Annotated in this window: 27 protein-coding genes and 1 tRNA gene; 11 read left to right on the top strand and 17 right to left on the bottom strand. The window is 64.2% G+C overall.

The features are described from left to right. Window positions 1-134: 134 nt before the first annotated feature. From ACZZZM_RS11260 to ndhC, 4 genes are read right to left on the bottom strand one after another with little or no spacing between them, the layout of a single operon-like run. Window positions 135-1,364, bottom strand: a complete 1,230-nt coding sequence (locus tag ACZZZM_RS11260; protein WP_463595188.1) for an NADH-quinone oxidoreductase subunit D — start codon at window positions 1,362-1,364, stop codon at window positions 135-137. Further along, entirely contained in the window at window positions 1,361-2,230 is an 870-nt protein-coding gene (locus tag ACZZZM_RS11255) for an NADH-quinone oxidoreductase subunit C (RefSeq protein ID WP_463595187.1), read from the bottom strand. The genes ACZZZM_RS11260 and ACZZZM_RS11255 overlap by 4 nt, the downstream gene beginning before the upstream one ends. A 17-nt stretch (window positions 2,231-2,247) precedes the next feature. Continuing rightward, window positions 2,248-2,826: a NuoB/complex I 20 kDa subunit family protein gene (locus ACZZZM_RS11250; RefSeq protein ID WP_463595186.1), complete on the bottom strand. Its 579-nt coding sequence runs from the start codon at window positions 2,824-2,826 to the stop codon at window positions 2,248-2,250. Then, window positions 2,817-3,191 (bottom strand): NADH-quinone oxidoreductase subunit A, encoded by a 375-nt coding sequence (gene ndhC / locus ACZZZM_RS11245; protein ID WP_463595185.1) that lies wholly within the window; start codon window positions 3,189-3,191, stop codon window positions 2,817-2,819. Before ndhC ends, ACZZZM_RS11250 begins: the two co-directional genes overlap by 10 nt. A 189-nt stretch (window positions 3,192-3,380) precedes the next feature. Between ndhC and ACZZZM_RS11240 the strand changes: the two genes are divergently transcribed. Next, complete coding sequence (locus tag ACZZZM_RS11240) at window positions 3,381-3,854, top strand: YbjN domain-containing protein (RefSeq protein WP_463595184.1); 474 nt, start codon at window positions 3,381-3,383, stop codon at window positions 3,852-3,854. An 18-nt stretch (window positions 3,855-3,872) separates the two neighbouring features. On the opposite strand, the gene ACZZZM_RS11235 is transcribed toward ACZZZM_RS11240, so the two are convergent. The 5 genes from ACZZZM_RS11235 to thiE form a co-directional block, all read right to left on the bottom strand. Then, on the bottom strand, window positions 3,873-4,688 hold the full coding sequence (locus ACZZZM_RS11235) for an inositol monophosphatase family protein (protein ID WP_463595183.1): 816 nt from the start codon (window positions 4,686-4,688) through the stop codon (window positions 3,873-3,875). A gap of 129 nt (window positions 4,689-4,817) precedes the next feature. Further along, on the bottom strand, window positions 4,818-5,381 hold the full coding sequence (efp, locus tag ACZZZM_RS11230; protein WP_463595182.1) for an elongation factor P: 564 nt from the start codon (window positions 5,379-5,381) through the stop codon (window positions 4,818-4,820). 82 nt (window positions 5,382-5,463) lie between these two features. Then, entirely contained in the window at window positions 5,464-6,063 is a 600-nt protein-coding gene (locus tag ACZZZM_RS11225) for a M23 family metallopeptidase (RefSeq protein ID WP_463595181.1), read from the bottom strand. Window positions 6,064-6,067: 4 nt separating this feature from the next. After that, window positions 6,068-7,072: a L,D-transpeptidase family protein gene (locus tag ACZZZM_RS11220; protein WP_463595180.1), complete on the bottom strand. Its 1,005-nt coding sequence runs from the start codon at window positions 7,070-7,072 to the stop codon at window positions 6,068-6,070. Between the two features lie 43 nt (window positions 7,073-7,115). Beyond that, complete coding sequence (thiE, locus tag ACZZZM_RS11215; RefSeq protein WP_463595179.1) at window positions 7,116-7,823, bottom strand: thiamine phosphate synthase; 708 nt, start codon at window positions 7,821-7,823, stop codon at window positions 7,116-7,118. Between thiE and ACZZZM_RS11210 the strand changes: the two genes are divergently transcribed. The 3 genes from ACZZZM_RS11210 to ACZZZM_RS11200 all read left to right on the top strand — a co-directional run bounded on the left by ACZZZM_RS11210 (window position 7,822) and on the right by ACZZZM_RS11200 (window position 9,436). Beyond that, the gene (locus ACZZZM_RS11210; RefSeq protein WP_463595178.1) at window positions 7,822-8,562 is read left to right on the top strand and encodes a DUF72 domain-containing protein; all 741 of its coding nucleotides are present in this window, start codon (window positions 7,822-7,824) and stop codon (window positions 8,560-8,562) included. The genes thiE and ACZZZM_RS11210 overlap by 2 nt on opposite strands. Window positions 8,563-8,639: 77 nt before the next feature. Beyond that, window positions 8,640-9,107: an SRPBCC family protein gene (locus ACZZZM_RS11205; protein WP_463595177.1), complete on the top strand. Its 468-nt coding sequence runs from the start codon at window positions 8,640-8,642 to the stop codon at window positions 9,105-9,107. Then, the gene (locus ACZZZM_RS11200) at window positions 9,104-9,436 is read left to right on the top strand and encodes an ArsR/SmtB family transcription factor (RefSeq protein ID WP_463595176.1); all 333 of its coding nucleotides are present in this window, start codon (window positions 9,104-9,106) and stop codon (window positions 9,434-9,436) included. The genes ACZZZM_RS11205 and ACZZZM_RS11200 overlap by 4 nt, the downstream gene beginning before the upstream one ends. A gap of 9 nt (window positions 9,437-9,445) precedes the next feature. On the opposite strand, the gene ACZZZM_RS11195 is transcribed toward ACZZZM_RS11200, so the two are convergent. From ACZZZM_RS11195 to tkt, 5 genes are all read right to left on the bottom strand, one after another. Next, on the bottom strand, window positions 9,446-9,844 hold the full coding sequence (locus tag ACZZZM_RS11195) for a putative quinol monooxygenase (RefSeq protein ID WP_463595175.1): 399 nt from the start codon (window positions 9,842-9,844) through the stop codon (window positions 9,446-9,448). After that, window positions 9,841-10,740, bottom strand: a complete 900-nt coding sequence (locus ACZZZM_RS11190) for a fructose bisphosphate aldolase (protein ID WP_463595174.1) — start codon at window positions 10,738-10,740, stop codon at window positions 9,841-9,843. The genes ACZZZM_RS11195 and ACZZZM_RS11190 overlap by 4 nt, the downstream gene beginning before the upstream one ends. 104 nt (window positions 10,741-10,844) lie before the next feature. Next, window positions 10,845-12,038, bottom strand: coding sequence for a phosphoglycerate kinase (locus ACZZZM_RS11185; protein ID WP_463595173.1), 1,194 nt, complete (start codon window positions 12,036-12,038; stop codon window positions 10,845-10,847). Window positions 12,039-12,195: 157 nt separating this feature from the next. Continuing rightward, window positions 12,196-13,203 (bottom strand): type I glyceraldehyde-3-phosphate dehydrogenase, encoded by a 1,008-nt coding sequence (gap, locus tag ACZZZM_RS11180; protein WP_463595172.1) that lies wholly within the window; start codon window positions 13,201-13,203, stop codon window positions 12,196-12,198. Then, the gene (gene tkt / locus ACZZZM_RS11175; protein WP_463595171.1) at window positions 13,200-15,161 is read right to left on the bottom strand and encodes a transketolase; all 1,962 of its coding nucleotides are present in this window, start codon (window positions 15,159-15,161) and stop codon (window positions 13,200-13,202) included. Before tkt ends, gap begins: the two co-directional genes overlap by 4 nt. 124 nt (window positions 15,162-15,285) lie before the next feature. Between tkt and ACZZZM_RS11170 the strand changes: the two genes are divergently transcribed. The 5 genes from ACZZZM_RS11170 to ACZZZM_RS11150 all read left to right on the top strand — a co-directional run bounded on the left by ACZZZM_RS11170 (window position 15,286) and on the right by ACZZZM_RS11150 (window position 17,258). Further along, window positions 15,286-15,468, top strand: coding sequence for a hypothetical protein (locus ACZZZM_RS11170; RefSeq protein ID WP_463595170.1), 183 nt, complete (start codon window positions 15,286-15,288; stop codon window positions 15,466-15,468). Next, window positions 15,468-15,770, top strand: a complete 303-nt coding sequence (locus ACZZZM_RS11165; protein ID WP_463595169.1) for a cell division protein ZapA — start codon at window positions 15,468-15,470, stop codon at window positions 15,768-15,770. The genes ACZZZM_RS11170 and ACZZZM_RS11165 overlap by 1 nt, the downstream gene beginning before the upstream one ends. A 241-nt stretch (window positions 15,771-16,011) precedes the next feature. Continuing rightward, complete coding sequence (locus ACZZZM_RS11160; RefSeq protein WP_463595168.1) at window positions 16,012-16,578, top strand: 5-formyltetrahydrofolate cyclo-ligase; 567 nt, start codon at window positions 16,012-16,014, stop codon at window positions 16,576-16,578. Next, window positions 16,563-16,784, top strand: coding sequence for a DUF2842 domain-containing protein (locus ACZZZM_RS11155; RefSeq protein ID WP_463595167.1), 222 nt, complete (start codon window positions 16,563-16,565; stop codon window positions 16,782-16,784). The genes ACZZZM_RS11160 and ACZZZM_RS11155 overlap by 16 nt, the downstream gene beginning before the upstream one ends. A 48-nt stretch (window positions 16,785-16,832) precedes the next feature. Beyond that, window positions 16,833-17,258 (top strand): DoxX family protein, encoded by a 426-nt coding sequence (locus ACZZZM_RS11150; RefSeq protein WP_463595166.1) that lies wholly within the window; start codon window positions 16,833-16,835, stop codon window positions 17,256-17,258. 40 nt (window positions 17,259-17,298) lie between these two features. On the opposite strand, the gene ACZZZM_RS11145 is transcribed toward ACZZZM_RS11150, so the two are convergent. Continuing rightward, window positions 17,299-17,375 (bottom strand) — tRNA-Asp (locus ACZZZM_RS11145). Between the two features lie 46 nt (window positions 17,376-17,421). Further along, window positions 17,422-18,603, bottom strand: coding sequence for an AI-2E family transporter (locus tag ACZZZM_RS11140; RefSeq protein ID WP_463596432.1), 1,182 nt, complete (start codon window positions 18,601-18,603; stop codon window positions 17,422-17,424). A gap of 128 nt (window positions 18,604-18,731) precedes the next feature. Between ACZZZM_RS11140 and ACZZZM_RS11135 the strand changes: the two genes are divergently transcribed. Further along, window positions 18,732-20,234: a glycerol kinase gene (locus ACZZZM_RS11135; protein WP_463595165.1), complete on the top strand. Its 1,503-nt coding sequence runs from the start codon at window positions 18,732-18,734 to the stop codon at window positions 20,232-20,234. A gap of 7 nt (window positions 20,235-20,241) precedes the next feature. After that, a complete protein-coding gene (locus ACZZZM_RS11130) occupies window positions 20,242-20,529 on the top strand; it encodes a GIY-YIG nuclease family protein (RefSeq protein WP_463595164.1) in 288 nt (95 codons plus the stop codon). 123 nt (window positions 20,530-20,652) lie between these two features. Here the strand turns inward: ACZZZM_RS11130 and ACZZZM_RS11125 are convergent, their stop codons facing one another. Next, window positions 20,653-22,416: a class I adenylate-forming enzyme family protein gene (locus ACZZZM_RS11125; protein WP_463595163.1), complete on the bottom strand. Its 1,764-nt coding sequence runs from the start codon at window positions 22,414-22,416 to the stop codon at window positions 20,653-20,655. Window positions 22,417-22,444 lie beyond the last annotated feature (28 nt).

Genomic DNA, 22,444 nt, shown 5'->3' with positions numbered 1-22,444 from the left:
GTACCTCATCCAAGCTACGACAATCATGCAGCCTAAGACCGCACCTGGCATTAGAAGCCTGTAGAGATTGGAGGGAAAACCCAGCCCCTCTTCCATCTCACGAACGAAAATGGAAAACTGCGCGAACGGACTCCTCACCGGTCGCACTCCCCGAACACGATATCCATCGCGCCTAGAATGGCGGTCGTGTCGGCAAGCATGTGCCCGCGCGACATGAAGTCCATTGCCTGGAGGTGACTGAACGCGGTCGGCCGTACCTTGCAGCGGTATGGCTTGTTGGTGCCGTCGCTGACCAGATAGACGCCGAACTCGCCCTTGGGGCTTTCGGTGGCGACGTAAACCTCGCCCGCGGGGACGTGATAGCCTTCGGTGAAGAGCTTGAAGTGGTGGATCAGCGCTTCCATCGACTGCTTCATCTCACCGCGCCTGGGCGGCGCGATCTTGCGGTCTAGCGTCAGCGTCGGGCCTTCCGGCATTTCGTTGATGCACTGCTTCATGATCCGCGCCGACTGGCGGACCTCTTCGACGCGGACCATGAAGCGATCGTAGCAATCGCCGCGAGTGCCGACCGGAATGTCGAACTCTATCCGATCATAGACGTCATAGGGCTGCGACTTGCGGATATCCCAGGGGATGCCCGCGGCGCGGATCATCGGACCGGAAAAGCCCCATTTGATCGCGTCGTCGCGGCTGACCACGGCGATATCCACGTTGCGCTGCTTGAAGATGCGGTTCTCGGCGACGAGGCTGATCGCATCCTCGAACAGGCGCGGCAGGCGCGTGTCGAGCCATTCGGCGATGTCAGTGAGCAGCTTGAGCGGCACGTCCTGACGGACGCCGCCGACGCGGAAATAATTGGCGTGCATACGGGCGCCTGATGCGCGCTCATAGAAGTTCATGCAGTCTTCGCGCAGCTCGAACAGCCACAGGTTGGGCGTCATCGCACCGACGTCCATGACGTGGCTGCCGAGGTTGAGCATGTGGTTCTTGATGCGCGTCAGCTCGGCGAAGAAGACGCGGAGATATTGCGCGCGGAGCGGCACTTCCAAGTCGAGCAATTTCTCAACCGCGAGCACGTAGCTGTGCTCCATCGCCATCGGCGAGCAATAATCGAAGCGATCGAAATATGGCAGCGCCTGGGTATAGGTCTTGTACTCGATCAGTTTCTCGGTGCCGCGATGGAGCAGCCCGACATGCGGATCGACGCGCTCGACGATCTCGCCGTCAAGTTCCATGACCAGGCGCAGCACGCCGTGCGCGGCCGGGTGCTGCGGGCCAAAGTTGATCGTGTAGTTCTGGATTTCGGTGTCGCCCGTGGCCGGGTCGACGCCTTTTTCCAGGATCTGGTCGACGGTATCGCTCATTGGTTCTGGCCCTTGCCCTTGCTGGGCACGACATCGGGATCTGCGGGCTTGGGGGTGCCCTTGGTCGCGGACTCGATCGAAGGCTCGCCGCCCTCGGTCTTGCCGGGACCATCGACGGTCTTCGGCGTCTTGGCGCGGGGCTTGGCGGGCTTCGCGGCAGGCGCATCGGCCTTGACGATCTCTTCGGCCTTGAGCGGCGACGGCGCGCCCTTGGCTTCGGGCTGCGCGGCGGGCTTGCCTGCCGGCGACGGCGTGGTCTTGCCCTGCGGCGTATCCCCCGGCCCCGGCCCGGTCGCCTTCTCGTCGCCCGGCAGCACGTAAGCGGCGCCTTCCCACGGGCTCAGGAAGTCGAAATTGCGGAAATCCTGCGCCAGGTTAACCGGCTCATAGACCACGCGCTTGGCCTCTTCCGAGTAACGCAGCTCGACATAGCCCGTCATCGGGAAGTCCTTGCGCAGCGGATGCCCCTGGAAGCCGTAATCGGTGAGGATGCGGCGCAGATCGGTATTCCCGTCGAACAGCACGCCATACATGTCGTACACTTCGCGCTCGAGCCAGCCGGCAACCGGCCAGATATGCGTGACCGAAGGCACCGCCTGGACTTCGTCGGTCGTCACATGGACGCGGACGCGATGATTCTTGGTCAGCGAGAGTAGGCAATAGACCACCTCGAAGCGCTCGGCACGCTCGGGATAATCGACGCCGGCGATTTCCATCAGCTGCTGATATTCAAATTCGACGCGAAGGCGATCGAGCGTTGCGATCAGATTGTCGCGGCTCACGTTAAACGCGACTTCGACGCCCGGGCGACGCGAAACGTCGTCGGTGAGCAACGACTCCCAGACCGAATCGTCGCGGTCGATCATGCGGGGTGCAGCGCTCCTCACCGTTCGAGCGTCCCGCTGCGGCGGATTTTCCGCTGGAGCTGCATCACCCCGTAAAGCAACGCCTCGGCAGTGGGCGGGCAGCCTGGCACGTAGATATCGACGGGCACGATGCGGTCGCAGCCGCGGACGACAGAATAGCTATAATGATAATAGCCGCCGCCATTCGCGCAGGACCCCATCGAAATCACGTATTTCGGCTCGGACATCTGATCGTAGACCCGGCGCAGCGCCGGGGCCATCTTGTTGCACAGCGTGCCGGCGACGATCATCACGTCGGACTGGCGTGGGGACGCGCGCGGGGCGGCGCCGAAGCGCTCCATGTCGTAACGCGGCATGTTGACGTGGATCATCTCGACCGCGCAGCAGGCGAGCCCGAAAGTCATCCACCACAGCGAGCCGGTGCGCGCCCATTGGAACAGCTCTTCGGTCGACGTGACAAGGAAGCCCTTGTCGCCAATCTCGGCATTGATGTCGTTGAGGAAGCCGACATCGGGAAGCGTTCCCGGTGCAGGTCCGCCGATCAGGCCGTTGCCTGGAAGCGGCGACGACGATTGCGCGCTGAGTTCTACTCCCACTCGAGCGCTCCTTTCTTCCATGCGTAAACAAGGCCGAGCGCGAGCTCGGCGATAAAGACCATCATCGAGGTCCAGGCGACCCAGCCGAGATCGAACACCGAGACCGCCCAGGGAAACAGGAAGGCGGCTTCGAGATCGAAGATGATGAACAGGATCGCGACCAGATAGAAGCGAACGTCGAACTGGCTGCGCGAATCCTCGAACGCGGGGAAACCGCATTCATATTCGCTGAGCTTCGCCTCGCTCGGCTTGTGGGCGCCGGTGAGGCGGCCGACGAGCATCGGCAGGAACACGAACGCGCTGGAGAGCGCGAGTGCTACGCCGAGGAACAGCAGGATCGGCAGATATTCGGATAGGTCGACCAAAGTGCCTTCTCGCGGATGCGGAATCTTGCGGCGGCTTTAGGACTATGGGGAGTGTGCGGCAAGGGCTGGAGGGTGTGAGAATCACTCGCAATAGTGCTCGATTAGCTGCCCCTCGCAGCCATGGCAGGATTGACATCGTGCCACCTCCCAAGGGATGCCTATGCCGGACACTTCGGGGGGAGAAATCGAATGAAGCGCACTTTGCCTTTGATCGCGGCAGTCGTCAGCTTGTGGGCGCTGCCAGCGCAGGCGCAGATGGTGAAAGCGCAGGAGCCGGAGAGCCTAGTCCGTGCCATGCAGGGGGCCGGCTATGCCGCCAAGCTGGAGAGCGACAAGACCGGCGACCCGATGATCTCGAGCGGCTCCGGCGGCTCGCAATTCAAGGTGCTGTTTTATAACTGCACCAACCACAAGAACTGCGCGACAGTGCAGTTCCATGCCGGCTATCATGTCGAGCCGCTGGTGAGCCTGACGCGGATCAACGAGTGGAACCGCGGCCAGCGATTCGGGCGCGCGCACCTCGATGGCGAGAACGATCCGATTCTGCAGATGGACCTGGATCTAGACGATGGCGGTCTCTCGACGGCCCTGTTTATCGACAATATCGAGTTCTGGACGACGGTGCTCGGCAAGTTCGAAACGCATATCGGCTACCGCAAATAACGTCGCCGCGGGCGGAGATCACCTCAGCGCGTTGCCGACCAGCTTGTGCAGTTTCGAGTGGAGCACGTCGTTCGCGGCGAGGAACTGGTTGCGCTCACGCGCCATGTCTTGCCCGCGGAAATCGGTGATGAAGCCGCCCGCTTCCTTGATCAGCAGCATGCCCGCCGCCACGTCCCACGGCTTCAGGTCCGACTCCCAAAAGCCATCGAAGCGCCCGGCTGCGACCCATGCCATGTCGAGCGCGGCCGAGCCCAGGCGGCGGATGCCCGCGACTTCGGGTGCGACGGCGCCGAAGATGCGGCTCCACTGCGCGAAATTGCCATGGCCGAGGAACGGGATGCCGGTGGCGATAAGGGCGTCGGCAAGATCGCGGCGCGCCGAGACGCGCAGGCGATCGCTCTGAACCCAGGCGCCGCGGCCCTTTTCGGCCCAGAAGCTCTCATCGGTGAGCGGCTGATAGATATAGCCGTGAGTCACTTCGGGCTTGCCCTGCGAGCCCATCGGGTCCTCGACCGCAACCGAGATGCAGAAATGCGGGATGCCGTGGAGGAAATTGGTGGTCCCATCGAGCGGATCGATGATCCAGCGCGGCTTGGAGGGATCGCCTTCGATCTCGCCGCGCTCTTCGACCAGGAAGCCCCAATCGGGCCGAGCCCGCTGCAATTCGTCGATCAGCGTCTCTTCGGCGCGCTTGTCGGCCATCGAAACGAAGTCCGCCGGCCCCTTGCGGCTGACCTGCAGCTGCGAGACTTCGTTGAAATCGCGCCGCAGCCGCGGCCCCGCCTTGCGGCAGGCCTTTTCGATGACGGTGATGATGCCGGAGTGGGAAACCATCTAACTTCCTAACGCGTCCATTTGCACGGCGCGACACGGGCAAAGCCCGTGCCGTCGGTCGAGCGGTGCTCGCCGGCCGGGCCGGCGGATCGGGCAAATAGCCCGGCTATTTGTCTCGTCCGCTCGGCCTCAGTCCGCGCGCTTCACGTACGTCTGTTCATACACATCGACGACGATGCGAGTTCCCGCGGCGATGTGCGGCGGGACCATGACGCGAACGCCGTTCTCCAGCACTGCGGGCTTGTACGAGGAAGAAGCCGTCTGGCCCTTCACCACCGCGTCGGCCTCGACGATCATCGCTTCGATGGTGTCGGGCAGCTGCACGCTGATGGGATCGTCGTCGTACAATTCCATCACCACGTCCATGCCGTCCTGCAGGAACGCCGCGGCGTCGCCGAGCAGGTCGCGCGGAAGCGTGGTCTGCTCATAGGTGATCTTGTCCATGAAAGTGAGCGTCTCACCGTCGGCGAACAGGAACTGGAAATCCTTGGTGTCGAGGCGGACGCGCTCGACCGATTCCGCCGAGCGGAAGCGAACATTGTTCTTGCGGCCGTCGCGCAGATTCTTGAGCTCGACCTGCATATAGGCCCCGCCCTTGCCCGGCTGGGTGTGCTGGATCTTGACCGCGCGCCAGATGCCGCCTTCATATTCGATGATGTTGCCGGGACGGATGTCCACGCCGCTGATCTTCATGGGATCGAGACCTGTTGTTTCTGAGAAAGAGCGAGCGGGGCTTTAGCGGCGGGGCGCGGTGGGGGCAACTCCCCCCCTTCGGTCAGCCCGGCCCGAACGCCAGCAGCGGATAGGGATTGACGTTGGTCCCCTTCCACCAGCGTTCGCCGGGCTGCATCGTCTTGATCTCGAAATGGAGATGCGGCGCCCCGCCCGCGGCGCTGCCGGTATTGCCGACGGTGGCGATCTGCTGGCCCTGGCGCACGCGCTGGCCCTCGGTCACGCCATAGGTATCTAGATGCGCGTAGTAATGGATCGTCCGGCCGTCCGCGGTGCGGATATAGATCGTGTGCCCGCCATTGGCGCTTTCGAACAGCTTCTCGACCGTGCCCGAAGCGGCGGCCAGCACCGGGGTTCCGAGCGGCGCCATGATGTCGATGGCGTGATGCTCGCGCGCGCCCCCGCCCCTGCTCTGGCCCCAGGTATCGCTGAGCTGGCGTGATTTGACCCCGGCGACCGGCATGGCCAGCGAGGCGGGATCGATCTGCCCGGCGGAACCCGCGAGCGTCGTCGGCGCAGCGGCAAGCTGCTGCTGCACCTGCGCAGGCGGCTCGACGGTGAAGCGCACGAGTGAAGCGAAGGCGGCGAGCAGCAGCAGCCCGAGCGCGGCCGCCCCCCACCCCAATCGCTTCATCCAGATCATCGCCTCACTCCTGGAATATCGCCGGCGTTCCCGGCTTTACCATGAGCGATAGCCGCGCGGCATCCCAATTGGTCAGGCGGATGCAGCCATGGCTTTCGGTCCGCCCGATCGTCTGCGGCTCGGGGGTGCCGTGGATGCCGTAATGCTCCTTGGAAAGATCGAGCCAGATCACGCCGACCGGACCATTCGGACCGGGTGGCAGCATCGCCTTTTCGTCGTCCTTCTTCGCATCCCAGAACAGGTCCGGATTGTAATGGAACTTGGGATTATAGTCCGCGCCGTTGATCTTCCAGGTGCCGATCGGAAGCGGATCGTGCTCGCTGCCCATCGTCGCCGTAAACTGCGCGACAAGCCGGTCACCATTATAGACCTTGAGCGTGCTTTCGGACTTATCGACGATCACCTTGTCGCCGGTGGGCTGATTGGCATCGACGTTGAGGCTGCTCAGCGTCCGGCGCCAATCCTCGCGCAGATCGGCCGAATAGTCGCGCGAAGACGGCAATGCGTTCGGGAAGATGAAGACCGCGCCCGCCTTGATCGCGGCACCGCCGGGATTGAGCTCGACCAGCACTTCAGGCGTGGTGTGGAACATCTCGGCGAGCTTTTCGAGCGGGCGGGTATAGGCCAGCGAGCCAAGCTTGGCCTGCTCTGCGGGATCCTTGGGCGTCGGATTGACGTACGGCCCCTCCATGGCGCTGGCATCGACCGCGAGCTTTCTCACCGGGCGCAGCGCGCGATAGGGATAGAGCGCGCCGATCGTCTGCGGATCGAGCTTGCCGGTCGTCTTCAACCCACGCGCGGTCTGGAATCCCTTGAGCGCCGAGGTCAGCGACTGACCTTCGCGGCCGTCGAGGATGCCGGGCGAGAAGCCCAAATGGTCGAGGATTACCTGGGCGTGGAGGACGGTATAGTCGATCGGCGGGCGGGCTTTGGTTCCTTGCTGCCCCGATGCGGCGGGACCGAGCGAGGCACCTGCGAGGCAGGCAGCAATAATGAGCTTTTTCCGCACCGATTCAATCTCCTGACGAACAATGGTTCGGTAGGAGAACGACTTACTTGACCAGTAGGTCCGTGAATGCCTTGACCGCGGCCGCTTCGTCCCCGCCCCACACGGCATTGCTCACCGCCAGGAAGTCCGCGCCCGCGGCGACCAGCGGCGCGGCGTTCTGTGGCGTGATCCCGCCGATGGCGACCGAAGGAATCTCGAACACGGTCGACCACCAGCTGAGGATCGCCGGCTCCGGCTGGTGCCGCGTTTCCTTGGTCGAAGTCGGATAGAACGCCCCGAACGCGACATAGTCGGCGCCGGCCTCGCCCGCTTCCATCGCCAGATGACGGCTGTCATGACAGGTCACGCCGATCTGCGCTGCGGGGCCGAGCACAGCCCGCGCGTCGCGAGGATCGCCATCGCCCTGCCCCAGATGCACGCCATCTGCGCCCAGGCGCTTCGCCAGTCCGATATCATCGTTGACCAGGAACGCCACGTCGGCATCGGCACAGACGCGCTGGAGCGGCTCGCCAAGCCGCGCGGCCTCATGCTGATCCACGCCTTTTACGCGCAACTGAAACGCCGCAACGGGGCCCGCATCGAATGCGCGCTTGAGGCGATCCGCGAACCCGCCGGTCACGTCGAGCGGCGAGATCAGGTAAAGCTGGCACGGGGGCCGGCGATGATCCCGGACGAACTGATCCGCAAAGCCCGCCAGTGCGTTCTTGCCGAAAATCTCGTCTTCAGGCTCAGAAATCTCGGGAACGTCCATGCCCAACTCCGCTATTCGCATCGGCTGCTCCGGCTGGAACTATCGCCACTGGCGCGGGGCATTCTACCCCGAGAAGCTGCCGGTCAAGCGCTGGTTCGATTTCTATGCCGAGCAGTTCGACACCGTCGAGATCAACAACAGCTTCTATCGCCTGCCCAAATGCGCGACGTTCGAGAAGTGGCGCGACCAGGCGCCGCCGGACTTCTGCTACGCGGTCAAGGCCAATCGCTTCCTCACCCAGGCCAAGAAGCTACTCAATTGCGAGGAGCCGATCGCGCGGCAAATGGGCGAGTTTCGCTGCATGGGTGATCGGCTCGGGCCAATCCTCTACCAGCTTCCGCCGGTAATGAAGCTGAACCTGGAGCGGCTGGAGAGCTTCCTCGAGCTGATCCCCAAGGACGTAACCAACGTCTTCGAGTTCAGGGAGAAGAGTTGGTATGTCGACGAGACCTTCGCTTTGCTGGAGCGCTACGGCGCGAGCTTTTGCGCGCACGACATGCTGGGGCTGGAGAGCCCGCGGGTGGCTGTAGGGCCTGTCGCCTATCTTCGCTTCCACGGCGGACAGGGGAAATATTGGGGTCGCTATGCCGAGCCGGCGCTGCTGGAGGCTGCGGACTGGATGTTGGAGCAGGCGCGCGGCGGGCGAAGCGTGTGGGCCTATTTCAACAACGATATCGGCGGCGCAGCGATCGAGGATGCGCTGACGCTGAAGGCAATGGTCCGGCAGGTGATGCGCTAATCGGATACTGAAGTGCACACTTGACTATCCGGATGAACTAGATAGTGAAGCACACACTTCACCAATGGAGTTTCACCATGCCGGGTACTGTCCACAGCCACTTTACCGTCGAACGTAACTATCCTCACCCGACCGAACGCGTTTTCGCCGCGCTCGCCGATCCACTCAAGCGGCGGCGCTGGTTTGCCGAGGGCGATCAGCACGATATCGAATTGTTCGAATCCGATCTGCGTCCCGGCGGCGTGGATCGTCTGCGCTATCGTTTCCGCGCTGACAGTCCTTTCCCGGGTCTGGTGATCGCCAATGAGGGCCGGTTCGAGGATGTCGTGCCCGGCCAGCGTATCGTTACTTCGGGCGCGATGAGCTTCGAGGGACGGCGCATCTCGGTCTCTGTGGTGACCATCGAACTGAGCAGTGCCGGTGACGGCACCGATCTGGTCTGCACTTTCCAGGGCGTTTTCTTCGAAGGTGCCGACGGGCCCGACATCCGCCGCATGGGCTGGGAGACCATGTTCGATGCGCTCGGCGACGAGCTCGGCGCATGATCACGCCAACTGCGGCGCCAGCCGTCGGTCCGCTGTTCCATGCGCTTGGCGATCCGAGCCGCCGCGCGATCGTGGAGAGGCTGGCCAGTGGCCCTGCCTCGGCCTCGCGTCTTGCCGGCCCGCTCGGCATCACCGTGACGGCGGTCGGCCAGCATTTGCGTGTGCTGGAAGCAAGCGGGCTGGTGCGCACGGAAAAGGCCGGTCGCATCCGCACTTGCCGGATCGAGCCCAATGGCCTTGCCGCAGTCGAGCAATGGGTCGGCTATTGCCGCCGCCTGTGGGAAAGCCGCTTCGATAGGCTCGGCGACTTGCTCGATGAGGAAATCTAGGCCGGGCGATCAGGCCCGGCTGACGAAGCTCGCGCCCGGCAGCGGTCGCGTTTCTGCGCTCAGTTCGAAGCCGGCGATGAGCGGGCGGCCCTGGCGGATCGCTTCCTTCACCGAAGGCAGCGCCAGCGATGCCGCATGGCTTTCCTTCTTGTCCCAGATCTCGGTGATCCAGATCGCGTCGGCATCCTTGGCGTCCTCGGCGATCAGGTAGGCGAGGCACCCCGGCATTGCCGAAGTGCCCGAGCCCAGGATCGCCACCAGCTCGGCGCGCTTGCCGGGCTGCGCCTTCATCTTGCCGATCATGCCGAAGGGCGGATCCTGTTCTTCCACATTCAGTCCCTTCGCAAATGCGGGGCCGCCCAGCATTGCGAGCGCGAGGCCCGCGAGCACCGGGCGGCGGCCGGTCACGCTGCCGACTTCTCGGTCGATGCCGTGTATATCTCGCCGATCGCCTCCCCGAGCGACCGGTCGAACTCGGCATCGCTCATGCCGTGGCGAAGATCCTCGAGCAGCGCGCGACTGAAGCTGGCGATCATGCCGCGGTTCCTGGCGAGCTCGGCGCATGCCTCGGGTCGCTTGAAGCCGCCCGAAAGCGCAACGACGCGGAGCACGCGCGGGTGATCGACCAGCGGATCGTACAGTCCCGACTGTGCCGGGATCGACAGCTTGAGCATCACCTTGTCGTCGCCCGGCATCGCATCGAGCGCCTTCAGGGTCTCTTCGAGCAGGATCTGGTCGCACTCGGCGCGCTCGGTGCTCTTGATGTTGATTTCGGGCTCGAGCATCGGCATCAGCCCGGCGGCGAGCACCTGGCGGCCGATTTCGAACTGCTGCGCGACGATCGCGGCGATGCCTTCGCGGTTGGCGAGGTTGATCACCGAACGCTCCTTGGTGCCGAACACCCCCAGCGCCTTGGCGCGGGCCAGCAGCGCATCGAGGCCCGGCATCGGCTTCATCATCTGGACGCCGTTGGCTTCTTCCTCCAGCCCCTTGTCGATCTTGAGGAAGGGCACCACGCCCTTGTCGATCAACGCCTGCGGCGTCGGCTTGCCACCGACCTGGCCGTCCATGGTCCGCTCGAACAGGATCGCGCCGATCACCTTGTCACCATTGAACGAAGGCGAGCCGATGATGCGGCTGCGCATGTCGTGGATCAGGCCGAACATCTCTTCGTCGTTCGTCCAGGCGCCAGCTTCGACGCCATAGCCCGCGAGCGCCTTGGGCGTGGAGCCGCCGCTCTGATCGAGCGCGGCGATGAAGCCTTTGCCCTGAGCGATCTTGGCGGTCATGTCGGCGGTGTTCATGCAAGCCCCCTGTGCGTGTCTCGCGCCCGGCTTGAACGCCGATTCGCTTTGTCTGCAGGCGCTATTGCAGCAGGGGGCGGGCCTGAGAAGGCTGACAACGCTGGTCAGCGTGCGAGCGCAGCGACTCCGGGCAATTCCTTGCCTTCCATCCACTCCAGGAACGCGCCTCCTGCCGTGGAAATGAAGGTCATGTCATCGGCCACGCCCGCCTGATTAAGCGCGGCGACAGTGTCCCCGCCCCCGGCCACCGATACCAGCGAGCCCTCCTTGGTGAGCGCCGCGACCGTGAAAGCGAGGCTCATCGTGGCGGTGTCGAAGGGCGGCGTCTCGAATGCGCCGAGCGGGCCGTTCCAGACCAGCGTGCGGCAATTTTTGAGCACGTCTGCCAGCGCCTCGGTCGCGGCGGGGCCGATGTCGAGGATCATTTCGTCGGCGGCGACTTCGTGGACGTTGCAGGTGCGGAGACTCGGCGGATTGGCGGCGAATTCCTTCGCGACGACCACGTCATAAGGCAGATGCACGGTGCAATTCGCGCGCTCTGCGGCGTCGAGGATATCCTCGGCGGTGCCGGTGAGGTCATGCTCGCACAGGGATTTGCCGACATTCACGCCACGCGCGGCGAGGAAAGTGTTGGCCATGCCGCCACCGATGATCAGGTGGCCGACCTGCGCGACGAGATGCTTGAGCACGTCGAGCTTGGTCGAGACCTTGGCGCCGCCGACGACCGCGGCCACCGGATGCTCGGGAGTGCCCAGCGCCTTGTCGAGTGCGTCGAGCTCGGCTTCCATCTGGCGGCCGGCGAAGGCGGGGAGCTTGTGCGCGAGGCCCTCGGTCGAGGCATGCGCGCGGTGCGCGGCGGAGAAGGCGTCGTTGACATAGAAGTCGCCCAGCGCGGCGAGCCGATCGACAGTCTCGGGCGCATTCTTCTCTTCGCCCGGATCGAAGCGGGTGTTTTCGAGGATGCCGATCTCGCCGGGCTGCATCTTGGCAATGGTCTCGGCGGCGTAGAGATCGTCGATGAAGCGGACTTCGCGGCCGAGGACATGGCCGAGCGGAATCGTCACTAGCGCGAGGCTCAGGTTCGGATCACGCTGGCCCTTTGGGCGGCCGAAATGCGCGAGAATGATTACCTTGGCGCCCTTGTCCGCAAGCTCGGCGACGGTCTGGACCGCGGCGCGCAGGCGGGTGTCGTCGGTAACGACGCCGTCGGCCATGGGCACGTTGACATCCTCGCGGACGAGGACGCGCTTGCCATGCACGTCGCCCATGTCGTCGAGGGTTTTGAAACTGCGGCCCATCAAATATCTCCGTGCTTCAAACGAGGGCCAGCCCCCAACACTCCCGTCACCCTGAACTTGTTTCAGGGTCCATCCGTCCACGGGCAACGACGTTGCTGGTGGCACGATGGATGCTGAAACGAGTTCAGCATGACGGAAGATTATGGGCCGGTGAAGCTCAGCCCAGCTTCGCCATCGCAGTAGCGGTGTCGATCATCCGGTTCGAGAAGCCCCATTCATTGTCGTACCAGCTCACCACGCGGACGAGCTTGCCTTCGATCACTGCCGTCTCAAGGCTGTCGATCGTTGACGAAGCCGGCGTATGGACGATGTCGATCGAAACCAGCGGGTCCTCCGAATAGACCAGCACGCCCTTGAGCGGGCCGCTTTCCGCTGCCGCTTTGAGGATCGAATTGATCTCTTCCTTGGTGGTGTCGCGCGAGGGCGTGAAGGTCAGGTCGATCAGCGAGCCATCGGGAACGGGCACGCGAACCGACGAACCGTCGAGCTTGCCCTTCAGCTCGGGCAGCACTTCGCCGACCGCTCGCGCGGCGCCGGTGGTGGTCGGGATCATGTTCATCGCAGCGGCGCGGGCGCGGCGCAGGTCCGGATGGATCTGGTCGAGGATCTTCTGATCGTTGGTATAAGCATGGATCGTGGTCATCAGGCCGCGCTCGATGCCGACGCTGTCGTTGAGCACCTTGGCGACGGGCGCCAGGCAATTGGTGGTGCACGATGCGTTCGAGACGATCGTGTGGCCGGCCTCGAGCTTGTCGTGATTGACGCCGTATACGACGGTCAGGTCCACGCCCTTGGCGGGCGCCGAAATCAGCACCTTCTTCGCGCCGGCATCGATGTGCTTCTGCGCGCTCTCGCGATCGGTGAAGAAGCCAGTGCATTCGAGCACGAGATCCACCTGGTTCTCGGCGTGCGGCAGGTTCGCCGGATCGCGCTCCGCGGTCACCTTGATGCGCTTGCCATCGACGACCAAGTCGTTGCCCTCGGCCGAGACGGTGCCGGGATATTTGCCATGGACGCTATCGCGCGAAAACAGCCAGGCGTTCGACTTGGCATCGGCCAGATCGTTGATCGTCACCAGCTCGAGGCCGCTATCGGGACGCTCGAGGATCGCGCGCGCCACCAGCCGCCCGATACGCCCGAAACCGTTGATCGCAACCTTGGTCATGCCTTGTCTCCGTTCAATCGCTCGATGATACGCGGCGCGATGGCCGCAGCGGTAAGTCCGTAATGTTCGTACAGCCGTAGATAGGGGCCCGAGGCGCCATAGCTATCGACGCCAAAATTGAGCCCGTCGCGCGTATAGCGTTCCCAGCCATGCGTGACGCCGGCCTCGATCGAGACCTTGAGCGCATCGGCGGGAAGCAGATCGGCCTTGTAGGCGGCATCCTGTGCGTCGAAGCGCGACCAGCATGGCATTGAGACGACATCGGCGCCCACGCCCTGGGCTTCGAGTTCGGCCTTCACCGCGACCGCCACTTCCACTTCGGAGCCGGTGGCGAGCAGCACGACCTGGCGCTGTGCCTCCGCCTGCTGGATGCGATAGCCACCCTTCACAGCGCCGCCGCTGCTGAGCTGGGTCAGGTTCTGCCGCGAAAGCGCGAGCAAAGCCGGCCCGTCCTTGCGTGCCAGCGCCGCGCCCCAGGCCTCTGCGGTCTCGACCGCGTCGCAGGGCCGCCAGACTTCGAGGTTCGGGATCAGCCGCAGCGACATGACATGCTCGACCGGCTGGTGGGTCGGCCCATCCTCCCCAAGCCCGATCGAATCATGGGTCATCACGAAGACGACGCGCGCATGCTGGAGCGCCGAGAGGCGGATCGCCGGGCGGGCATAATCGCTGAACACCAGGAAGGTGCCGCCATAAGGGATCACACCGCCATGCAGCGCCATGCCGTTCATCGCGGCAGCCATGCCAAACTCGCGGATGCCGTAGCGCATGTAGCGGCCCGCCCGGTTGTCGGCGGTGAAGTCCTCCAGGCCCTTCGTGAGCGTGTTGTTCGACGGCGTCAGATCGGCAGATCCGCCCAGCGTCTCGGGAACCGCGGCGTTGATCACGTCGAGCGCAAGCTGACTCGCAGTGCGCGTCGCGATCTTCTTGGGATCGGCGAGCAGCGCCTGGATGTGCGCGTCGAGCGAGAAGCCCTCGGGCAGATCGCCGTTCATCCGGCGGGTGAATTCCGCGCTATTCGAATCACCTGCGAGCCGCTGCTTCCACGCCGCATGACGTTCGGCGCGACGCTTGCCCGCGGCGAGCCACGTCTCGCGAATGTCCGCCGGGATCACGAAGGGCTCTGAAGTCCAGCCCAGCGTCTCGCGCGCGGCGGCGACTTCGTCCTTGCCGAGCGCTGCGCCATGTACCTTCGAGGTCCCTTGGAAGTTCGGCGCACCCTTGCCGATGATCGTGCGGCAGCGGACCAGCGAGGGGCGATCGTCCGCCAGCGCCGCATCGAACGCCGCCTTGATGCTCACGGGATCGTGCCCGTCGCACTCGACGACATGCCAGCCGGTCGCCACATAGCGCGCCGGGATATCCTCGTTCGATGAGAGCGAGACCGCGCCGTCGATGGTGATCTTGTTGTCGTCCCACAACACGGTCAGCCGCCCGAGCTTCAAATGCCCGGCCAGCCCGATCGCCTCGTGATTGATGCCTTCCATCAGGCAGCCGTCGCCGGAGATCACCCAGGTCCGGTGATCGATCAGCCCGTCACCGAAGCTGGCGTTCAGATGCCGCTCGGCGATCGCCATGCCCACGGCCATAGCAAGCCCCTGCCCCAGCGGGCCGGTGGTCGCCTCGACGCCGGCAAGCTCGAAATTCTCAGGGTGCCCCGCGCACGGGCTGCCCACCTGGCGGAAGGTCTTGATGTCGTCGATCGTCGGACGCGCATAGCCGGTGAGGTGCAGCAGCGAATAAAGCAGCATCGATCCATGCCCCGCGGAGAGCACTAAGCGATCGCGGTCCGGCCATTTCGGATCGGCGGGATCGTAGTTCAGATAATCCTGGAACAGCACCGTCGCGACATCGGCCATTCCCATCGGCATGCCGGGATGCCCCGAATTCGCCGCCTCCACTGCATCCATGCTCAGCGCGCGGATCGCATTGGCGCAATCGGTGAAGGATGCGGTCACTAATTGGACTCCTCGGGGTGCGCGGACGCCTTTGGGGCGGTCGCGCCCGCGCGTCAACCGGCTGGCCGTAACCACTTGCGAACGGGGGTTGAAGCCCAACTAACCAATGCTTAATCCGATTCGCATGGCCGAACCCGCAGACCGCATCGAACAAGCACTGGCCAGGATCGAGGCGGCTGCTGCTGCGAAATCCTATGCTCTGGACCGCGTTCAGCAACGCCACGCCCGGTTGCGCGCGCGGATCGAAGAGGCGGTTGCTTCGCTCGACGGGCTGATCGCGCGCGAGCCGGAGGGCGAGGACGCCTGATGGCCGATATCACCCTGAGCATTGCCGGCCGCAGCTATGCGATCTCCGCACGCGACGGCGAAGAGCCTCATCTTCGGCATCTCGAGACGATCCTGCAAAAGCACGCCGCGACTGCATTGCGGGCTTCGGGCGGGCTCAATGCCGAGCGGACCTTGGTTTATCTGTCGCTGATTCTCGCCGATCTGCTCGACGAGGGCGAGCGCAGTCCTTCCAATGGGGTATCGCCCGTGCTGCTCGATCGTATCGCCGATCGTCTGGAAGCCGTCGCGGCTGTGCTCGAGGAAGGCGCACTCGGCGGATGATCAGGTCGCTTGGGCGCACGTTCGCGCGCTGAGTGGTTGCGGCGTTAACGCCGACACATTACATAGGTCCATGGCGGGCTCTGCCCGGTACGAGCTTTAGCGATTATCCCTGAGGCGATTCATCTTCCTAGGGGGCTGTCCCTGTGCAGATCCTGGTCTGCGGCATATGGTCCCCACCTGACGTTTACGGCGTCAGAGGATATTCAAGCAAACGGCCATGGCGGACCCGCCACCTGATTCCATGAGCCCAAAGAACATCAGCCCAGATAAACCCGCCCTGAGAGCCCAGCTCCGCGCCGCGCGCGACCGTTTCGCGGCGGAATCAAGCGTCGCGATCACTGCCCCGCAAACCTTTGTCGAGCGGCTAACCCCCGGGCTTACCATCGCCAGCTATTTTCCGATCGGCAGCGAAGCCGATCCCGCGCAGCTCGCCGCCGCGGCCGCCGAACGCGGATGCCGGATCGCCCTGCCCTTTGTTATCGATCGCACTGCGCCAATTCGCTTTCTGCTCTGGAAAGATGGCGCGCCATTGACCGACGGCCCCTACAGGCTTCGCCAGCCCGACGCGGCGAGCGAGGAGGCGGCACCCGATATTATCCTGACGCCGCTGCTCGGCTTCGATGCGCGCTTCAACCGGCTGGGCCAGGGCGCCGCGCATTACGACCGCGCATTCGCCCGCTACGAATCGGCGTGGCGCGTCGGGGTTGCCTGGTCGGTGCAGGAATTGCCGGCTATCCCCGCCGATATCTGGGACGTGCCGCTGCACGCGATCATCACCGAGAAGGGCATGTCTTGGCACAACGCATAGAGCCGAGCTGGCGCAAGCCGGTGGGCGCGCTGGCGATCATCGCCTGGATCCTGGTGTGGATCATCCTCATCGCCACCGGCTCGCGTTGGATCGGTGGACTGCACATCCTTCTCCAGCTGCCAATCTATCTGGTCGCCGGTATCGTCTGGATCCTGCCGCTCCGCCCGCTGCTGATATGGATGGAGACAGGACGCTGGCGGGCGTGATAGCCTGACTCTCGACGCGCCTACGTCAGACGGTTCCGGGAGGAAATCATGACCGATCTAGCAGCGCGTATCGTCCAGCCCGGCTGGGCCCAGTTCACCGACGCGGCATTGTTTGCCGCACGCCTCGTCCTCGGCGCGTTTTTGGTCTGGGGAGTGTGGGACAACATCGTCAGCAGCGAGCGAATGGCCGAGTTTGCAGGCTTCCTGCGCGCCAACAACTTTCCAATGCCAGAATTCGCCGCGCCCTTGTCGGTATGGGCACAATTCCTTTGCGGAGTTTCGTTCGTGCTGGGCATCGGGACGCGCTGGGCCGGGCTGCTTTGCGCCGTCAATTTCGCAGTGGCGGTGGCGATGGTGGATGCCAAGCTCGGCATCCGTGGCGCGTTTCCGGCGACGTGCCTGATCCTGTTCGGATTGCTGTTCGCGAGCATTGGCGCGGGGCGCTACGCGCTCGATGCCAGGATCCGTAGATAAGGGAGTTCGCTGGCGCCATCTTCCTGCAAAAGCAGGGGGATGGCGCGAGTGACGGGGCTCGAACCCGCGACCTCCGGCGTGACAGGCCGGCGCTCTAACCAACTGAGCTACACCCGCAGTATCCTTGCGAGGAGGCGGGCACTAGCCGCCGTGTTTTGGGGTGTCAACCGGATTGATCGCGACTTTGTCGCCGTTGTGTTCGCGCCTCGCCGCCATCGCCGACCAGCGTGCCATGTTCGAACAGGAATCCGGCGATGTCGGGCTTTCCAGCTGCCTTGAGCACGGTCTGGATGATGATCAGGAGTGGCACTGCAAGCAGTGCTCCCGGGGTGCCCCAAACCCATCCCCAGAAGCTGAGCGAGATCAGGATCAGCAGCGGGCTGATCGTCAGCCGGTGCCCGACGATCAGCGGCGTCACGACATTGGCTTCGATCAGATGCGATCCGATCATGATTCCTGCGGGCGCCAGTGCCCAGAACAGATCCGGGAAGGTCATCAGCCCACCCATCGCGAGCAGCAAGGCAGCGAAGACTGGCCCGAAATAGGGGATGTAGTTGAGCAGCGTGACGATGCCGCCCCACATCAGCGGCGTCGGCATGCCCATCATCCACAGCGCCGCGGCAACGATCAGGCCCAGGATCAAATTGATCACCGTGATCGTGCCCAAATAGGCCGAAGTGTCGTCAACCACGTCCTGGATCACTCGTGCCGTGGCCATCGCGCCGCCGAAGCTGGAGCGGCTGGTGATCGCGTTGCGGCGCAGCCTGGTCCAGCCCGAGAGGAAGAAGTAGATGACGAGGATCGCGAAGAACATTTCGATCAACGCCGATGGCGCCGAGGTCGCGAACAGATCGAGCAGCGAGCGCGGCGGCGTCGTCGCCATCACTTCTGGCTGCTGGCGCATCGGCTCGTTGGCGAAGTTCATCAGCGTCTTGTTCACGAACGAATCGAGATTCGCGTAGAAATCGAACAGCGGCTTCAAATTGGACTGAATCTGCGGAATCTTGCTGGGCAGATCGCGGACCCATTGCCAGGCCGGGACGATGATCGAAGCCAGGGCGACGTTCGCGGCAACAAGAAACAGCAGCACGCAGGTGAACGCCGCCACGGGTGCCGGCACCCGCTGCCGTTCCAGCCATTCGAGCAGCGGCACCAATGCGATGGCGATGACGATCGCCATGGTGAGCGGCAGGAAGAACACCGAGCCCGCCTGCAGCGCGAAGGGAAGCGCGAGCAAGAAACCGGCGCCCGCGAAAAGCGTGAGCGACGCCATCAGGCGGTCGCGCTTCTGCCCGTCGCCCAGATTTTCGTCGCCATCTTCGAGGATGGGCACGGTCTGCGTCATTGCGGGGACGCCCTGCTCCTGAGGAGGACCGCCGCCGCCGATTGTTTCCGGATTGTCGCTCACAAATCCTCCCTCAGACACACTCTAGCGGCATTTGCAGCGCGTGTAATCCCGGCTAGCCTGCCGAAATGGGCGAAATCCTTTTGGTCATCGACGAAGGCACCACATCCACCCGGGCGATGTTGTTCGCACCCAATGGCAAGTGCCTGGGGCAACATGCTGCCGAGCTGACGCAACACTATCCTGGCCCCGGCCTGGTCGAGCACGACGCCAACGAGATCTGGCGCCGCAGCCTGGAATGCGCATCGGCGATGGTGCAGAGGGCGGGCGGCGCGGATGCGATCGCCGCTATCGGCATCACCAACCAGCGCGAGACCATCGTCTTCTGGGACAAGACCACGGGTGAGCCGCTCGCCCCCGCAATCGTCTGGCAGGACCGCCGAAGTGCGCCACTTTGCCGCAAGCTCAAGGAAGCGGGCGAGGAGCCGGGCGTGCAGGCGCGCACCGGGCTGCTGCTCGATCCTTATTTTTCGGGCACCAAGATCGCTTGGGCAATGGAACATTGGCCCCTGTTGAAGGCAGCGGGGGATCGGCTGGCGATCGGCACGGTCGAAAGCTGGCTGGTGTGGAAGTTGACCGGCGGGCTGCATGTTACCGATGCAACCAACGCCTCTCGCACCTTGCTGATGGGGCTCGGATCGGGCGGCTGGAGTGACGGGCTGGTCGATATGTTCGGCGCACCCCGCGACGCGCTGCCGGAAATCGTCGATTGTGCCGGCCAATACGGGACCACGCCGGTCTTCGGTGGATCGATCCCGATCTGTGGCATGGCCGGCGACCAGCAGGCCGCCACCATCGGGCAGGCCTGCTTCGCCAAGGGCGACACCAAGGCCACCTTCGGCACCGGTGCGTTCGTGCTCACCAATGCCGGTACTACTCCGCCTTCCTCTAAGAACCGCCTGCTCGCCACCGTCCTGTGGCAGCTCGGCGGACGGCGGACCTATGCGATCGAGGGCTCGGTGTTCGTCGCGGGCAGCCTGATCCAGTGGCTGCGCGATTCAGTGAATTTGATCGAGACCGCGCCCGAGACCGAGGCTATCGCGCGCTCGGTGCCGGATAATGGCGGCGTATATCTGGTGCCGGCGCTGAGCGGTCTGGGCGCCCCCTGGTGGGAGCCCGACGCCCGCGCCGCGATTTCGGGCCTCAGCTTCTCCAGCACCCGCGCCCATATCGTCCGCGCCGCATTGGAGGCGATGGCGCACCAGAGCAACGATTTGAAGACCGCCTTCGCCGCCGATGGCGCAGATTGGGCCCGGCTGCGGGTCGATGGCGGCATGGTGACCAACGACTGGCTCGCGCAGGATCTGGCAGACGTGCTCGACCTGCCGGTGGACCGCCCGGACTTCGCGGAGACGACTGCGCTGGGCGCTGCGATGCTGGCGGGCGTGGGCTGCGGGATGTTCCGCGACCTGGAGGACGCCGCAAAGATGCGTGGCCCGGGGCTTACGTTCGAGCCGAGTTTGGATGCCGAAGCGCGCGGGGCACGATTAGCGGGGTGGCGGGCCGCCGTAGCCTCTATCGTCACCCCCGCGAAGGCGGGGGCCCATCTCCCGGACGAGCGCCGAACGTAACGAAAAGATGGGCGGGTATGTCTACATAATCACGAACCGCAAGAACGGTACTCTCTATACCGGAGTCACTGCCGATATTGCTGCGCGCGTCATGCAGCATCGCGAAAGGACGGGCAGCAAGTTCGCTGCGAAGCACGAGGTGATGCGCTTGGTCTATGTCGAACATCATGACGATATCCACAATGCGATCGTCCGCGAGAAACGGATCAAGAAATGGAATCGCGCGTGGAAAATTCGGCTTATTGAAGAGAGCAATCCGAACTGGCGCGACTTGTTCTTCGAACTCAACTGCTGAGCTTGCAGCGCGGGCGCGAGATGGGTCCCCGCCTTCGCGGGGATGACGATAGCACCCACCCTTTTCGTCACCCCCGCGAAGGCGGGGGCCTATCTCCTGGACGCGCGACAATCGGCGCGGTTGTCAGGCGGTCGCCTCCGCCGCAAACATCCCGCGCAGATCGGTCTTCAAGATTTTACCGTTCGCATTCCGCGGCAGCGTGTCCTGCACGAAGCGGATGTGGACCGGAACCTTGAACCCGGCGAGGCGCTCGCGGACCCAGTCCTGCAGCTCCCCCTCGGTCGCCGAGGTGCCGGGAGCCAGGTGGACCACCGCGGCCGGCACTTCCCCCAATTGGCGGTGCGGCACGCCGATCAAGGCTGCGTCCATCACCGCAGGGTGCGCGTAGAGCACGTCCTCGACTTCGCTCGAATAGATGTTCTCGCCGCCTCGGATGATCATGTCCTTGGCGCGGTCGACGATGTAGAGGAAGCCCTCCTCATCGATCCGGGCCAGATCGCCGGTGCGCACCCATCCCTTGACGAAGGTCTCCGCGCTCGCTTCGGGCTTGTTCCAATAGCCCTTCACGACCATCGGCCCGCCCGCCCACAATTCGCCGACCTCGCCTGCCGGCAGTTCGCGCTCGCCTTCCGCGTCCATGATCCGCAGGTCCGCCGTCGCCACTGGGGGCCCCGCGCTGGTCGGGCGGGCGAGATATTCCTCGCCCGAATGCTGCGTCACCGTCGCCGTGGTCTCGGTCATGCCCCAGCCATTGCCCGGCAGTGCGCCGAATTCCTCGAAGATGCGCTTGACCAGTTCGGGCGCAGAGGGCGCGCCGCCATAGGAGATGCTCTCCAGGCTTGAGAGGTCGTATTTGTGGCGCTCGGGGTGCTCGATCAACTGCCAGGCGATTGTCGGCACCCCGCCGGTCGCGTTGACCTTCTCGCGCTGGATGACTTCCATCGCCAGCACCGGATCCCATTTGCGCATGAAGATCATCGTCGATCCGGTGGCGACCACCGTCATCATCGCCGCGCTGCACGCAGTGACGTGGAACAGCGGGATGACCAGCAGCATCACCTTTGATTCGGGCGCCGCGGGCGGGGTTTCGCCCCGGCGCAGCATCGCCCGCCCGGCGACGTAGCCGCTCGACATGATGTTGGTGCAGAAGTTGCGATGCGTGCCCAGCGCGCCCTTCGGGCTGCCCGTCGTGCCGCTGGTGTAGAAGATCGTCGCATCGTCGTCGGGTAGAACTTCGACTTCGGGAAAGCCCACATCCTCCAATTCAGCCCAGTCGTTGCGCGTGCCGATCAGCACTTCGAGCCGGCTCGCCTCGCCCTCCAGCTCCCCGCGCGCCCGGCTCACCACCACGCGCTCCAGCGCCGGAAGCTTGTCATAGCATTCCTTCAGCCGCTCATGCCGCTCGCCATCCACGAACAGGACTTTCGCGCCCGAATCGTTGAGCGCATATTCGAGCTCGCCACCGGTCCACCACGCATTGAGCGGCACCATGATCGCGCCGATGCTGACGCCCGCAAAGAAGATCGCCGGCCATTCGGGCAGGTTGCGCATCGCCAGCGCGATCCGGTCACCCTTCTTGACGCCCATGCCGATCAGCTGGTGCGCGATATGCGATGTGGCGCGGTAATTCGCCTCATAGGTGACGCGCTCGTCCTCGTAGATCGTGAACTCGCGTGGCCCATAAGCGCGCACCATTTGCGCCAGAAGCCGTAGCGTCGGCGGCGCATGCTTCCACACCCGCGTCGGCACGCCGCGGATATCGACCGTTTCCATTTCGAACTTGGCGCCCGGCGCAGTCAGCAACGCCTTGGCCTGGTCGAGCGACATTGCCGGCCAATTGGGGTCCAGCGGCACGATCGGATCGGTGGCCACGCGCAAACTCTCCATGACAATCTTGAATTTTGGGTTTGGCCGG

The sequence above is a fragment of the Sphingomonas sp. AC522 genome (assembly GCF_979258125.1).
This window is presented reverse-complemented; position numbering and strand designations above follow the sequence as displayed.